The sequence below is a fragment of the uncultured Microbacterium sp. genome (assembly GCF_964244775.1).
In the GTDB taxonomy this organism is placed as follows: Bacteria; Actinomycetota; Actinomycetes; order Actinomycetales; family Microbacteriaceae; genus Microbacterium.
The window spans coordinates 843,609-857,737 of the sequence record NZ_CAXTJR010000001.1 but is presented as its reverse complement, the minus strand read 5'-3'; the positions used below and the strand labels follow the sequence as shown (position 1 = coordinate 857,737).

Here is a 14,129-nt window from a genome sequence, read left to right as displayed (position 1 = left end):
TGGCTTCCAGGCGAGGAAAGGCCGTGGTCAGCCTACGCGGGCTGCAGACCGATCGCGATGTCGCCCGGGTGAACAGGTACCGGCAGGGCGGTCTGGCCCATGAGGTATTCATCGACGCGTGCCGCTGCCGCCCGGCCCTCCGCGATCGCCCAGACGATGAGCGACTGGCCACGACCGGCGTCTCCCGCGACAAACACTCCGGGCGCGGTGGCCTGATAGAGATCATCGCGCGCGACGTTGCCGCGTTCGGTGAACTGCGCGCCCAGCTGCTCGTGGACGAGCGCCTGCTCAGGGCCGCTGAAGCCCATCGCGATGAGCACCAGGTCGGCCGGGATGTCGCGTTCCGTGCCGCTCTTGGGCACCCGGCGTCCGCCGGCGAACTCCGTCTCGGCCACGCGGAGCGCGCGTACCTCGCCGGCGTCGTTGCCGAGGAACTCGACCGTCGAGGCGAGGTAGGCGCGCTCGCCGCCCTCCTCGTGTGCGGACGAGATCTCGAACAGTGTCGGCGACATCGGCCAGGGCTGATGGGGCGGACGCTCGCCCGGAGGCTGCGTGCCGATCGCGAGGTTCGTCACGCTGAGGGCGCCCTGGCGGTGCGCGGTGCCGATGCAGTCCGCTCCGGTGTCGCCGCCGCCGATGACGACGACGTGCTTGCCCTCTGCGCTGATCTGATGGGGCACGCGGTCGCCCGCGGTCGCCTTGTTCGATTCGACGAGGTACTCCATCGCGAAGTGCACGCCGGCAAGATCCCGCCCTGGGATCGGCAGCTCGCGCGGAACGGTCGCGCCGGTCGCGATCACGACGGCGTCATAGCGGTTGCGCAGGTCGGCCCACGTGATGTCCACGCCGATCTCGACGCCCGCACGGAAGCGGGTGCCCTCGTCGCGCATCTGGCGCAGCCGCGTCTCGAGGTGGCGCTTCTCCATCTTGAAATCGGGGATGCCGTAGCGCATGAGCCCCCCGATGCGGTCGTCGCGCTCGAACACCGCGACGGTATGCCCCGCGCGGGTCAGCTGCTGCGCGGCGGCCAGGCCCGCGGGCCCGGAGCCGACGACCGCGACGGTCTTTCCGGTGAGGCGTCCGGGCGGCTCGGCCTCCACCCAGCCGTTGGCGAACGCCTCGTCGATGATCGAGACCTCGACCTGCTTGATCGTCACGGCGGGCTGGTTGATGCCGAGCACGCATGCGCTCTCGCACGGCGCGGGGCACAGGCGTCCGGTGAATTCGGGGAAGTTGTTGGTCGCGTGCAGCCGCTCGATCGCCGACCTGCCCTCGCCACGCCAGGTGAGGTCGTTCCACTCGGGGATCAGGTTCCCGAGTGGGCAGCCCTTGTGGCAGAACGGGATGCCGCAGTCCATGCAGCGGCCGGCCTGCCGGCGGATGACCGCCGAGTCTCCGGGCTCGTAGACCTCTTTCCAGTCCATGATGCGCACGGGCACGGGCCGCCGCGGGGGCAGCTCTCGTTCCGTGACCTTCATGAAGCCTTTGGGATCAGCCACCGGTCACCTCCAGGATGCGTGTCCAGACGACGTCTCCGTCGGGGTCGAGGCCTTCGGCGACAGCATCCTGTCTCGTCTGCAGCACCGCGGCATAGTCGCGTGGGAGAACGCGGACGAAGTTGTCGATCTCGGTCTCGAAGTCGGCGAGGAGAGCCGCAGCCACTTCCGAGTCGGTCTCTGCGATATGCAGCGTGAGCAGGTCGCGGAGGATCTCGGCGTCGCCGGCCCCGAGCGGACCGATCGAGAGCTCGCCCGAGCTGAGCGCCTCGCGGTTGACCAGCGCCTGGTCGAGCCGGTAGATGTACGCCGTTCCGCCGGACATGCCCGCACCGAGGTTGCGACCGGTCGCACCGAGGATCACGGCAAGACCGCCGGTCATGTACTCGAGGGCGTGGTCACCCACCCCTTCGACCACGGCGGTGGCCCCCGAGTTGCGAACGAAGAACCGCTCCCCGACCACGCCGCGCAGGAACATCGTGCCCTGGGTGGCGCCGTAGCCGATGACGTTGCCGGCGATGACGTTCTTCGATGCGTCGAACGTGGCGCCGCGCGGGGGCCGGACGACGATCTGGCCGCCCGAGAGCCCCTTGCCGACGTAGTCGTTCGAGTCGCCCTCGAGGCGCAGCGTGATTCCGGCGGGCATGAACGCGCCGAAGGACTGACCGGCCGAGCCCGTGAGGTTCACGACGATCGAGCCGGACTCCAGCCCGTTCTCGCCGTGTGCGAGCGTCACCTTGTTGCCGAGCATCGTGCCGACGGCGCGCTCCGTATTGCGGATCGGCAGATCGATCGTGATGTGGCCGCCGTGCGCGATGACGTCTTGGGCACGCTCGATCAGCTGCACGTCGAAGTGCTTGTCGAGCTCGTGCAGCTGGCCGCGGTGGTTGCGACGCGGCTCATCCTCTGCGAATTCGGGGCCTTCCAGGATCGGCGCGAGGTCGAGCCCGTGCGTCTTCCAGTGCTCCACGGCGCCGTTGACATCCAGCAGCTCGTGATGCCCGACGGCTTCCTCGAGACTGCGGAAGCCGAGCTCGGCGAGATACTCCCGCACCTCCTGCGCGATGAACTCCATGAAGTTCACGACGAACTCGGGCTTGCCCGAGAACCGGGCCCGCAGCGCCGGGTTCTGTGTCGCGACGCCGACCGGGCACGTGTCGAGGTGGCAGACGCGCATCATGATGCAGCCCGAGACGACCAGCGGCGCGGTCGCGAAGCCGAACTCCTCCGCGCCGAGCAGCGCGCCGATGATGACGTCGCGTCCGGTCTTGAGCTGCCCGTCGACCTGCACGATCACGCGATCGCGCATCCCGTTGAGCATGAGCGTCTGCTGCGTCTCGGCGAGGCCGAGCTCCCACGGGGTTCCGGCGTGCTTGAGCGAATTGAGCGGGCTCGCACCCGTGCCGCCGTCGTGGCCGGACACGAGGATGACGTCCGACAGCGCCTTCGCGACGCCCGCCGCGACCGCGCCGATGCCGGACTGGCTGACGAGCTTGGTGTGCACGCGAGCCTTCGGGTTGGCACGCTTCAGATCGAAGATCAGCTGCTTGAGGTCTTCGATCGAGTAGATGTCGTGGTGCGGGGGCGGCGAGACGAGACCGACGCCCGCGGTGGAATGACGTGTGCGTGCGATCCACGGATACACCTTGGTCGACATCAGCTGGCCGCCCTCGCCGGGCTTCGCGCCCTGTGCGAGCTTGATCTGGATGTCCTCGGCCTGGGTGAGGTACAGGCTCGTGACGCCGAACCGGCCCGACGCGACCTGCTTGATGGCGCTCCGGCGCCGTGGGTCCAAGAGGCGGTCGACGTCTTCGCCGCCCTCCCCCGTGTTGGACTTCCCGCCGATCGAGTTCATCGCGATCGCGAGGGTCTCGTGCGCCTCTTTCGAGATCGAGCCGTAGCTCATCGCACCGGTCGAGAAGCGCTTCACGATCGCCGAGACCGGCTCGACGTCGTCGATCGGCACGGGCGGGCGCACGCCGCTCTTCAGGCCGAAGAGCCCGCGCAGGGTCTTCAGCTCGTTCGCCTGGTCGTCGACGAGCTTGGTGTACTCGCGGAAGATGTCGTAGCGCCGCTCGCGGGTGGCGTGCTGCAGCCGGAACACGGTGTCGGGGTTGAACAGGTGCGGTGAGCCGTCGCGGCGCCACTGGTACTCGCCGCCCGTCCAGAGCCGCTCGTGGGCGCGGGCCGCAGCATCCTCTGGGTAGGCGAAGGAATGCCGCGCGGCATTCTCGGCCGCGATCACATCGATCCCGATGCCGCCGAGCTTGCTCTCGGTGCCGGTGAAGTAGGCGGCGACGAAGTCGGCCGACAGGCCGATCGCCTCGAACACCTGCGCGCCCGCGTACGACGACACGGTCGAGATCCCCATCTTCGACATGATCTTCAGCACGCCCTTGCCGAGCGCGTAGATGAGGTTCTTCACGGCCTTCTCGGGGCTCACCTCGGTGATGTAGCCGGCGCGGACAAGGTATTCGACGGTCTCCATCGCGAGATAGGGGTTGACGGCGGATGCTCCGTACCCGATGAGTGTCGCGACGTGATGCACTTCGCGCACGTCGCCGGCCTCGACGACCAGCCCCACCTTCATGCGGGTCTCGTTGCGGATCAGGTGGTGGTGGACGGCGGCGACCATCAGCAGCGATGGGATGGGAGCCAGATCCTTGTTCGAGTCGCGGTCGGAGAGCACGATGAGCTCCGCCCCATCCTCGATCGCTTGGTCGACCTCGGTGCACATCTGCGCGATGCGCTTCTGCATGCCCTTGTGGCCGGCTTCGACCCGGTAGAGCCCCCGGACCGTGACCGAGCTGCGGCCCGGGACCGCCGTGTCGATGTGCTGGATCTTCGCGAGCTCGTCGTTGTTGATCACCGGGAAGTCGAGCGTGATCGTGCGCGCGTGCTCGGGCCCCCAGGTGAGCAGGTTGAGCTCGGGCCCGAGGCCGAGCGAGAGCGAGGTGACGACCTCTTCGCGGATCGAGTCCAGCGGCGGATTGGTGACCTGGGCGAACTGCTGGGTGAAGTAGTCGAACAGCAGACGGGGGCGCTCGCTGAGCACCGCCACGGGGGTGTCGCTGCCCATCGCCCCGAGGGGCTCGGTGCCGTTCTGGCCCATCGGGGTCAGAAGGATGCGCACCTCCTCTTCGGTGTAGCCGAACGTGCGCTGCCGACGTGTGATCGAGGCAATCGGGTGCACGATGTGCTCGCGCTCGGGGAGCTCCGCCAGGCGCACGCGACCACGATCGAGCCACTCCTGCCACGGCTCGAGCTCGGCGAGCTGCTGCTTGATCTCATCTTCCTCGACGATGCGCTGAGCGGCGGTGTCGACGAGGAACATGCGGCCGGGGCGCAGGCGCCCGCGGCGCTTGATGCGCGAGGGCTCGAAGTCGAGCACGCCGGTCTCGCTGCCGATGACGACGAGTCCGTCCGTCGTCTCGGTCCAGCGGCCGGGGCGCAGGCCGTTGCGGTCGAGCGTGGCGCCGACGAGCGTGCCGTCGGTGAAGATGAGGGCGGCCGGTCCGTCCCACGGCTCCATCTGCATGGAGTGGAAATCGTAGAAGGCCCGGAGCTTCGGGTCGATGTCGGTCTGCTTCTCGTAGGCCTCCGGCACCATCATCATGATGGCGTGCGGGAGGCTCCGACCGGTGAGGGTCAGCAGCTCCAGCACCTCGTCGAACGACGCGGAGTCACTGGCGCCGTCGGTGCAGATCGGCAGCAGCGGGCGGATGTCGCCGATCAGCTCCGACTCGAGCTGCGACTGGCGGGCCCGCATCCAGTTGCGGTTGCCGTTGACGGTGTTGATCTCCCCGTTGTGGGCGAGCATCCGCAGAGGCTGGGCGAGCGGCCACGACGGGAACGTGTTCGTCGAGTACCGCGAGTGCACGACCGCGAGTTCCGAGACGAAGCGCTCGTCCTGCAGGTCGGGGTAAAACGGCTCGAGCTGGAGCGTGGTGACCATGCCCTTGTAGCCGAGCGTGCGCGAGGACAGCGACACGAAGTACGCGCCGAGTTCGGTGCGCGAGCGCTTGCGCAGGCGGTACGCACGCCGGTCGAGGGCGATGCCCGACAGCGCGGGGGCGTCGCCGACCGCCGGACGCGAGACGAACAGCTGCTCGAACGAGGGCCGGGCGTTGTAGGCGAGCCTGCCGAGGTTGTCGGGTGCGGTCGGGACGGTGCGCCACCCGTGCACCACGAGGCCTTCGGATGCTGCGACCTCTTCGATCCCCGTCTTCTGCGCCTCGCGCTGCTGCGGGTCCAGCGGCAGGAAGATCATTCCCGCGGCGTACTGGCCGGCCGGGGGCAGGTCGAAGTCGACGACGTTGCGCAGGAACGCGTCGGGCATCTGCGTGAGGATCCCGGCGCCGTCGCCGGTTCCGGCATCCGAGCCGATCGCTCCGCGGTGCTCGAGGTTGCGCAGTGCGGTGAGCGCGAGCTCGATGATGTCGTGGCCGGGCTCGCCGCGGAGCGTGGCGACCATCGCCAGCCCGCACGCGTCCTTCTCGAACGCGGGGTTGTACATCCCCTGCCGTGCAGGGAACGCGCCGAAGCCGGGACTGTCGGCGCCGTGACGGGGGCCAGAAGCCATAACTACCGTCCTCACATTGATGCTGAGATGGGACGACGTCGGCCCTGTACTGGTTCAACCGCGGTGCTCGCGGAAGCGCGGGTGAGAACTCTCGCTACGAGAGGGACTTCTCACCCGAGGGGCCGGTGCTTGTGGCTGTCGCCCCGCTGGTGGCGGAAGTGAGCTCTTCGGATGCGGGCGGTGGGCTCACGTCGACGAAGTCGGTGCTGTCCTCGGAGTCTACCGCGCCTTTCGGGTGCCACTCCCTGCCGGCGACGTAGGGCGATGCCTCGAATCCGGGGTGCCGGCGCTTCTGCACGAAGAAGATCCCGATGCCCAGGATCACGGCGCCGATGGCGGCCCACACGTTGGTGCGGAGCCCGAAGTAGATCTCGCTGGGATCGATGCGGATCGACTCCCAGACGATGCGCCCGGCGCCATACCAGATGAGGTAGATCGCGAACGTCCGGCCCCACTGCAGGCGGAACTTCCGGCCCGCCCAGACGATCACCGCGGCACCGAGGAGGTTCCAGATGACCTCGTACAGGAACGTCGGCTGGAACAGGGTGCCGGGCTCGAGGCCTGGAGGGAAGGCGGGGTTGCTGCTGTCGATCTCCAGGCCCCACGGCACGTCGGTGGGCAGGCCGAACAGCTCCTGGTTGAACCAGTTGCCGAAGCGGCCGAGGGCCTGGGCGATGATCAAACCTGGCGCCAAAGCGTCGGCGAATGTCCAGAATCGGATGCCGGTCCAGCGGCAGCCGAGCCATGCGCCCACCGCGCCGCCGATCAGGGCGCCGAAGATCGCGATTCCGCCCTCCCAGATGTAGAACACCGCCCACGGGTTCGTGCCGGGGCCGAAGTAGAAGCCGGGGTGGGTGAGCACGTGGAAGATGCGTGCGCCGATGATGCCCAGCGGGACGGCGACCAGCGAGATGTCGATGACGACCCAGGGCTCGGCGCCGCGCCGGGTGAGCCGGTGGTTGGTGAGCACGACCGCCGCGATGATGCCCGCGATGATGCACAGCGCGTAGTAGTGGATCGTGAAGGGGCCGACCGTGAACGTCGAAACGGGCGGGCTCGGGATGCTGGTGAGCACACCTGATCCCGGAAGAGCGCTCAGCGCGGTGGAAAGCATGAGTGCGAGTCTAACCGTGGGCCCGAGCCGACTTCGTGCCGACCGCGAGGGCGCGCGCCTCGGTCGCAAGGCCCTCCAGTCCTCCGTCGCGAAGGGCGCGGACCAGGGCCGTTCCGACGATCGCGCCGTCGGCGTAGTCGAGCACGCCGGAGACCTGGTCGGCGGTGGAGATGCCGATGCCGACGCACGCGTGTTCGGCCCCGTGCTCGCGGAGGCGCGCGACGAGCGTGCGGGCCGCAGCATCCAGCTCCGTGCGTTCGCCGGTGATGCCCATCGTCGAGACGGTGTAGACGAAACCGGTCGAGCTGCGCACCACGAGATCGAGCCGATCGTCGGTCGAGGTCGGCGCCGCGAGGAAGATGCGGTCAAGGCCCGTGCGCCTGCTCGCCGCGATCCACTCCCCTGCCGCCTCGGGTGTGATGTCGGGCGTGATGAGGCCTGCGCCGCCTGCGGCCAGCAGATCGTCGGCGTAACGGTCGACACCGTACTGCGCGACCGGGTTCCAGTAGGTCATGACGAGGACGGGCACATCGACGCGGCTCGTGATCTCGCGGATCGCGGGGAAGAGGTCGCGCAGCCGGAATCCGCCCGCGAGCGCCGCCTGTGTCGCCTCCTGGATGACCTTGCCGTCCATCACCGGGTCGGAGTAGGGCGGGCCGAGCTCGAGGATGTCGGCACCGTTGTCGGCGAGGGCTACGGCGGCGTCGATGCTGGTCTGCAGATCCGGGAAGCCGATGGGCAGATAGCCGATGAAGGCCCCTCGACCTTGAGCGTGCGCGGCGTCGATCGCCGCGCCCACGCGTGAGGGCACGGCGGCGCGAGAAGATGCCGCCACGCGTGAGCTCACAGTTCCGTTCCCTCGCCCTTGGCGCCGTCGACGGGCGCGGCGCCGTCCGCCGGCACCGGACCGCCCTCGAGCGCGACGTTAGCGTCGTACAGCTCGAAGTAGCGGGCGGCGGTGTCCATGTCCTTGTCGCCGCGACCGGAGAGGCAGATCGCGATGATCGCGTCGGGCCCGAGCTCGCGGCCGATCCGCAGTGCACCGGCCAGGGCGTGCGCCGACTCGATGGCGGGGATGATGCCCTCCGTCTGCGACAGCAGGCGCAGCGCCTGCATCGCCTCGTCGTCGGTTGCGGGGATGTACTGCGCGCGGCCGATGGAGGCGAGCCAGGAGTGCTCCGGGCCGACCCCCGGGTAGTCGAGCCCGGCCGAGATCGAGTGCGACTCGACCGTCTGGCCGTCCTCGTCCTGCAGCACGAACGTGCGCGCACCGTGCAGAACACCAGGGCGGCCGCGCTCGATGGAAGCGGCGTGCTTGTCTGTGTCGACACCGTCGCCTGCGGCCTCGACGCCGTACAGCTTCACGTCCGCGTCATCCAGGAAGGCGTCGAACATGCCGATCGCGTTCGATCCGCCGCCCACGCACGCGAGCACCACGTCGGGCAGCCGGCCGACTTCGTCCAGCAGCTGCGCGCGCGCCTCTTCGCCGATGATCTTCTGGAAGTCGCGCACCATCGCGGGGAAGGGATGCGGGCCCGCGGCCGTGCCGAAGATGTAGTTGGTCGTGTCGACACTCGCGACCCAGTCGCGGTACGCCTCGTTGATCGCGTCCTTGAGCGTGCGCGACCCGGTGGTGACCGGGATGACCTCGGCGCCGAGCAACCGCATCCGCGCGACGTTCAGCGCCTGGCGCTCTGTGTCGACCTCGCCCATGTAAATCGTGCACTCGAAGCCGAACAGTGCGGCGGCCGTGGCGGTCGCGACGCCGTGCTGGCCGGCGCCGGTCTCGGCGATGACCCGCGTCTTGCCGAGGCGCTGGGTGAGCAGAGCCTGCCCCAGCACGTTGTTGATCTTGTGCGAGCCGGTGTGGTTCAGGTCTTCGCGCTTGAGGAAGACGCGCGCCCCACCGGCGTGCGCGGCGAACCTGGGCACCTCGGTGAGAGCGGACGGGCGACCGGCGTAGGTGTGCAGCAGACGGGTGAACTCGGCCTGGAACGCCGGGTCGACGATCGCCGATTCGTAGACGGCGGTGAGCTCGTCGATCGCCGCGATGAGCGATTCCGGCATGTACCGCCCGCCGAAATCGCCGAACAACGGGCCGGGCGCCCCGCGCAGGCTCACGACGCCGCTCCGAGGAACGCGTGCAGGGTCGCGACGGGGTCGCCCGTCACGAGCGCCTCCCCCACGAGGACGACATCGGCACCGGCCGCGCGGTAGTGGGCGACGTCGGCGGGCGCGAGCACGGCCGATTCCGCGATCTTGACGGCGTCGGCGGGGATGCTGCCCGCCAGCGAGCCGAACAGGTCGCGGTCGAGTTCGAAGGTCGAGAGGTTGCGCGCGTTCACACCGATGAGCTTCGCACCGATGTCGGCGGCGCGGCTGACCTCGTCGGCCGAGTGCGTCTCGACCAGCGCCGTCATGCCGAGCTCCTGCGTGAGGGTGTGCAGCTCGCCGAGCACATCCTGCTCCAGTGCCGCGACGATGAGGAGGACGAGATCGGCGCCGGCCGCCCGAGCCTCGAACACCTGGTACGGCGTCGCGATGAAGTCCTTGCGGAGCACCGGGACGGCCACGGATCCGCGGACGGCCTCCAGATCGGCGAGGCTGCCCTTGAACCGGCGGCCCTCGGTGAGCACCGAGATGGCGGACGCGCCGCCCTGCTCGTACAGACGGGCCTGATGGGCGGGGTCCGGGATGGCGGCGAGGTCGCCGCGCGAGGGGCTAGCGCGCTTGACCTCCGCGATGATCTTCACGCGGTCGGACGGGGCGAGCGCAGCCAGGACGTCACGCGCGGGGGCCTGCGCGAGCGCGATCCGCTCCACGACCTCGATGGGTCGGGCGGATTCGCGGATCCCGGCATCCTCCACCGCGCCGGCCGTGAGGTCGGCGAGCACGTCAGTGCTCTTTCGCGATGTACTTGTCGCCGCCGACGCCGTAGCCCGACCTCTTCATGACCCAGCCGACGATGACGCCGACCAGCACGAGGCCGGCCGATGCCCAGACGAGCCACTGCAGGTCGAAGAAGAACGCCGTGGTGCCGATCGTGATCGCGATCAGCATGATGATCACGGCCGTCCATGCGGCCGGGGAGTGACCGTGTCCGGGGTCTCCGTCGGGGGTGCTCATGGGTCTCCTTCGAGTGCGGGCGCTGCGAACCGCGCGCGTTTTCAGTGTAGCCGGGTCGGCTGGTGCCATCGCGTCGGGAACCGCGTCATGCCGTGGGGTCGCTTCCGCGCGAAAGGTCGTCCCACGAGTCGACGGCATCGCGAGGGCGGGATGCTGCGCCAGCCGCCCCCGCATCGGTGCGGTAGCGCCTCCCGGTCCCCCCCCAGCGCGTCGCGGTGGCGAGCGTCATGATGCCGGCGGCGAGCAGGACCACCCAGGCGACCAGCGTCACGTACGGCCACGGCGTCGTCGTCGCCGACGAGACCAAGGCGGCGACGGCATCCGTTCCGGTGATCCCCGTCGTGCTGGTGACCGAAGCCGCGTACGCGGCGACGGGGGTGGCGAAGGCGGCGAGCGAGGTGAGGATGCCGAGTGCCACCGCGATCACGAGGGTCAGGACCCCGAACACCCATCGCAGGAGCAGCCCGACGATCGACAGGGCAGCACCGAGGGCGAGCGTCGCGAGGCTCAGCGGCGCAAGGACCGGAATCGCCGCGGCACCCGCCACGTCGACCGTGTGCGCTGCTCCGTCGGCAAGGGTCACCACGACCCACGTCTGCGTGGACGAGATGACGCCGAGGGCGCCTGCGAGGATCGTCGCGACGACGGAGAGCAGCCTGGCGCGGCCTAGCATGGGCGCCTCATGAGCCTGTCACGCCCTCGGCTGGCCGTTCGGGCCCGACCACGGCGTGCAGGTCGTCGGCGTCGAAGCACGTGCGTGTGCCGGTGTGGCAGGCGGGGCCGACCTGATCGACCTCGACGAGCACGGCGTCGCCGTCGCAGTCCAGGCGCACCTCGCGGACGACCTGGATGTGGCCCGAGGTGTCGCCCTTGCGCCAGTACTCCCCGCGTGAGCGCGACCAGAACGTACCGCGTCCGGTGGTGAGAGTGCGGCGCAGGGCTTCGGCATCCATCCATCCGAGCATGAGCACTTCGCGGGTGTCCCACTGCTGGACGATCGCGGCGACGAGCCCGTCGTCATTGAACGCCACGCGCGCGATACGCTCGTCGATCGACTCGGTCTCCTCGCTCACGCGCGTACCTCGATCCCCTCGGCCGTCATGGCGGCCTTCACATCGCCGACCGTCAGCCGACCGGAGTGGAAGACGCTCGCGGCGAGCACCGCATCCGCGCCTGCGGCGATCGCGGGGGCGAAGTCTTCGGCCCGGCCCGCACCGCCCGATGCGATCACGGGAACGCTCGAGATCTCACGCATGAGCGCGACCAGTTCGAGATCGAAACCCTGCTGGGTGCCGTCCGCGTCGATCGAGTTGACGAGCAGCTCCCCCGCGCCGCGTTCGATCGCCTCGCGCGCCCAGGCCAGCGCATCCAGCGTGGTCTCGGTGCGGCCGCCGTGGGTCGTCACGACGAAGCCCGACGCGGTCGCCCCCGAGCGCTTGACGTCGAGCGAGAGCACGAGCACCTGCGCGCCGAAGCGGTCGGCGATCTCATCCAGGAGCGCGGGGCGTGCGATCGCCGCCGAGTTGACCCCCGCCTTGTCTGCGCCGACGGCGAGCAGGCGGGCGACGTCGTCGGCCGAACGGACACCGCCGCCGACGGTCAACGGGATGAAGACCTCCTCGGCCGTGCGCCGCACGACGTCGTACGTCGTGGCGCGCTCGTCGACGGTCGCGGTGACGTCGAGGAAGGTGAGCTCGTCGGCTCCCTGCGTGAAATAGAGGTGCGCGAGCTCGACCGGGTCGCCCATGTCGCGCAGGTTCGCGAAGTTAACGCCCTTCACGACACGCCCTGCGGCGACGTCGAGGCACGGGATGACGCGGCAGACCAGGCTCATCGCTACAGCCTCGCGTTGTGGATCGCGGTGACCAGGATCGCGCGGGCGCCCAGGGCGTACAACGCGTCCATGACCTGGTTCGAGGTCTTCCGCGGGCTCATCACCCGCACCGCGACCCACTCCGGATCGCGCAGCGGCGAGATCGTCGGCGACTCGATGCCGGGGGCGATCGCGACCGCTGCATCGATGAGCGCGGCCGGCAGGTCGTAGTCGATGAGCACGTAGCGGCGCGCGACCATCACGCCGCGAAGGCGGCGCAGGAGCGTGTCGGCGGCCTCCGCGTCCGACGGCCCGCTGATCAGCACGGCCTCGGATTCGAGGATGACCGGACCGAAGATGTCGAGGCCTGCCTGCCGCAGGGTGGTGCCGGTCGACACGACGTCGGCGACAGCATCCGCGACACCCAATCGCACCGCGGACTCGACCGCGCCGTCCAGCGGCACGAGGTCTACGGCGATCCCCCGCTCGTCGAGGAAGCCGTCGACCAGCCCCGGATACGACGTCGCGACCCGGAGCCCTTCCAGGTCTTCGATCGTTTGGAAGCGCCCGGGAGCCCCGGCGAAGCGGAATGTCGAACCCCCGAAGCCGAGGGATTCGATCTCGCGGGCCCCCGGCATCCGTGCGTCGAAGAGCAGGTCGCGGCCGGTGATGCCGACATCCAGCGCACCCGAGCCGACGTAGGTGGCGATGTCCTTCGGGCGCAGGTAGAAGAACTCGACCTCGTTGACCGGATCGATGACGTGCAGATCCTTCGGGTCGCGTCGGCCGATGTAGCCCGCTTCGGCGAGCATCTCGGTGGCGGTCTCGGCGAGCGAGCCCTTGTTGGGCACGGCGATTCGCAGCATGTGAGGCTTTCGTTCGGTGGTGTGGCGGGCGGCGGGGGCGCGCTCACAGATGTCGGTAGACGTCCTCGAGGGACAGGCCCTTCGCGAGCATCAGCACCTGGAGGTGGTACAGCAGCTGCGAGATCTCCTCTGCCGCGGCATCCGTCGTCTCGTATTCGGCGGCCATCCACACTTCGGCGGCCTCTTCGACGATCTTCTTGCCGATCGCGTGCACACCGGCGTCGAGTTCGGCGACCGTGCCCGATCCGACGGGGCGGTCGGCCGCCTTCGCGGTCAACTCGGCGAACAGGGCGTCGAACGTCTTCACCGTCCCAGCGTACCGGCGCGGTCGCCCCACACGGTTCAGTGGACGAGGATGCTGAGCCCGACCATCAGGACCTCGAGGTGGCTGCCGGGCGTGCCGTGCTCGTCGGACGTGGGGTCAGCTCACCGGTGGAGGTGTCGGGTCGCGCTCGACCGGAGCGCGCGGATCGCGGCGCCGGGATCCTCTGCGCCGAACACGGCGGACCCGGCGACGAACGTATCGGCGCCCGCCTCCGCGGCCTGCTCGATCGTCGACTCGGAGATGCCGCCGTCGACCTGCAGCCAGACGGCCGATCCGCGCCGGCGCACCTCCGCGGCCAGAACAGACAGCTTGGGCATCATGTTCGCCATGAACGACTGACCACCGAATCCCGGCTCGACGGTCATCACGAGGATCTGGTCGAACTCGTCGAGCACCTCGAACAGCGACTCGACGGCGGTCGCGGGCTTGATCGCGACCCCGGCGCGCGCTCCCATGCCCCGGAGGCGCCGGGCGAGGGCGACCGGCTCGGTGGCGGCCTCGAGGTGGAATGTCACCGAGGCCGCCCCGAGTTCCGCGTACTCCGGAGCCCACCGATCGGGGTCATCGATCATCAGATGCACGTCGAGCGGCACGGGGCTCGTGGCCTGCACACGGCCGACCATCTGCGGCCCGAACGTGAGGTTGGGCACGAAGTGGTTGTCCATCACGTCGACGTGCACGAAGTCCGCGCCGTCGATGCGAGCGAGCTCTGACTGCATGTTCGCGAAATCGGCGGCGAGGATGCTGGGATTGATGCGGACGGCGCTGGTTTCACTGCGGTCATCGCTGGGGGGCACGCGTCCATTA

At 69.4% G+C, this 14,129-nt stretch carries 13 protein-coding genes; all 13 read right to left on the bottom strand.

Going from position 1 to position 14,129, the window contains the following annotated elements; translation table 11 throughout:
• Positions 1–32 precede the first annotated feature (32 nt).
• Positions 33–1,499: a glutamate synthase subunit beta gene (locus ACFE6Z_RS04120; RefSeq protein ID WP_375384396.1), complete on the bottom strand. Its 1,467-nt coding sequence runs from the start codon at positions 1,497–1,499 to the stop codon at positions 33–35.
• Positions 1,492–6,078: a glutamate synthase large subunit gene (gene gltB / locus ACFE6Z_RS04115; protein WP_375384395.1), complete on the bottom strand. Its 4,587-nt coding sequence runs from the start codon at positions 6,076–6,078 to the stop codon at positions 1,492–1,494. The genes ACFE6Z_RS04120 and gltB overlap by 8 nt, the downstream gene beginning before the upstream one ends.
• A 94-nt stretch (positions 6,079–6,172) precedes the next feature.
• Positions 6,173–7,192: a prolipoprotein diacylglyceryl transferase gene (gene lgt, locus ACFE6Z_RS04110; protein WP_375384394.1), complete on the bottom strand. Its 1,020-nt coding sequence runs from the start codon at positions 7,190–7,192 to the stop codon at positions 6,173–6,175.
• Positions 7,193–7,202: 10 nt separating this feature from the next.
• Positions 7,203–8,003 carry a tryptophan synthase subunit alpha gene (gene trpA / locus ACFE6Z_RS04105; protein WP_375384652.1) on the bottom strand — a complete coding sequence of 267 codons (801 nt, stop codon included), beginning with the start codon at positions 8,001–8,003 and terminating at the stop codon, positions 7,203–7,205.
• Between the two features lie 32 nt (positions 8,004–8,035).
• On the bottom strand, positions 8,036–9,313 hold the full coding sequence (gene trpB, locus ACFE6Z_RS04100) for a tryptophan synthase subunit beta (RefSeq protein ID WP_375384393.1): 1,278 nt from the start codon (positions 9,311–9,313) through the stop codon (positions 8,036–8,038).
• Positions 9,310–10,086, bottom strand: coding sequence for an indole-3-glycerol phosphate synthase TrpC (trpC, locus tag ACFE6Z_RS04095; RefSeq protein WP_375384392.1), 777 nt, complete (start codon positions 10,084–10,086; stop codon positions 9,310–9,312). Before trpC ends, trpB begins: the two co-directional genes overlap by 4 nt.
• A gap of 1 nt (position 10,087) precedes the next feature.
• Positions 10,088–10,318 (bottom strand): DUF6704 family protein, encoded by a 231-nt coding sequence (locus ACFE6Z_RS04090; protein ID WP_375384391.1) that lies wholly within the window; start codon positions 10,316–10,318, stop codon positions 10,088–10,090.
• An 85-nt stretch (positions 10,319–10,403) separates the two neighbouring features.
• Entirely contained in the window at positions 10,404–10,991 is a 588-nt protein-coding gene (locus ACFE6Z_RS04085) for a Trp biosynthesis-associated membrane protein (protein ID WP_375384390.1), read from the bottom strand.
• A gap of 7 nt (positions 10,992–10,998) precedes the next feature.
• Positions 10,999–11,391 (bottom strand): phosphoribosyl-AMP cyclohydrolase, encoded by a 393-nt coding sequence (hisI, locus tag ACFE6Z_RS04080; protein WP_375384389.1) that lies wholly within the window; start codon positions 11,389–11,391, stop codon positions 10,999–11,001.
• Positions 11,388–12,152, bottom strand: a complete 765-nt coding sequence (gene hisF, locus ACFE6Z_RS04075) for an imidazole glycerol phosphate synthase subunit HisF (RefSeq protein ID WP_375384388.1) — start codon at positions 12,150–12,152, stop codon at positions 11,388–11,390. Before hisF ends, hisI begins: the two co-directional genes overlap by 4 nt.
• A 2-nt stretch (positions 12,153–12,154) precedes the next feature.
• The gene (hisG, locus tag ACFE6Z_RS04070) at positions 12,155–12,997 is read right to left on the bottom strand and encodes an ATP phosphoribosyltransferase (RefSeq protein WP_375384387.1); all 843 of its coding nucleotides are present in this window, start codon (positions 12,995–12,997) and stop codon (positions 12,155–12,157) included.
• Between the two features lie 43 nt (positions 12,998–13,040).
• Entirely contained in the window at positions 13,041–13,304 is a 264-nt protein-coding gene (locus ACFE6Z_RS04065; RefSeq protein WP_375384386.1) for a phosphoribosyl-ATP diphosphatase, read from the bottom strand.
• A gap of 119 nt (positions 13,305–13,423) precedes the next feature.
• On the bottom strand, positions 13,424–14,119 hold the full coding sequence (gene rpe, locus ACFE6Z_RS04060) for a ribulose-phosphate 3-epimerase (RefSeq protein ID WP_375384385.1): 696 nt from the start codon (positions 14,117–14,119) through the stop codon (positions 13,424–13,426).
• Positions 14,120–14,129 lie beyond the last annotated feature (10 nt).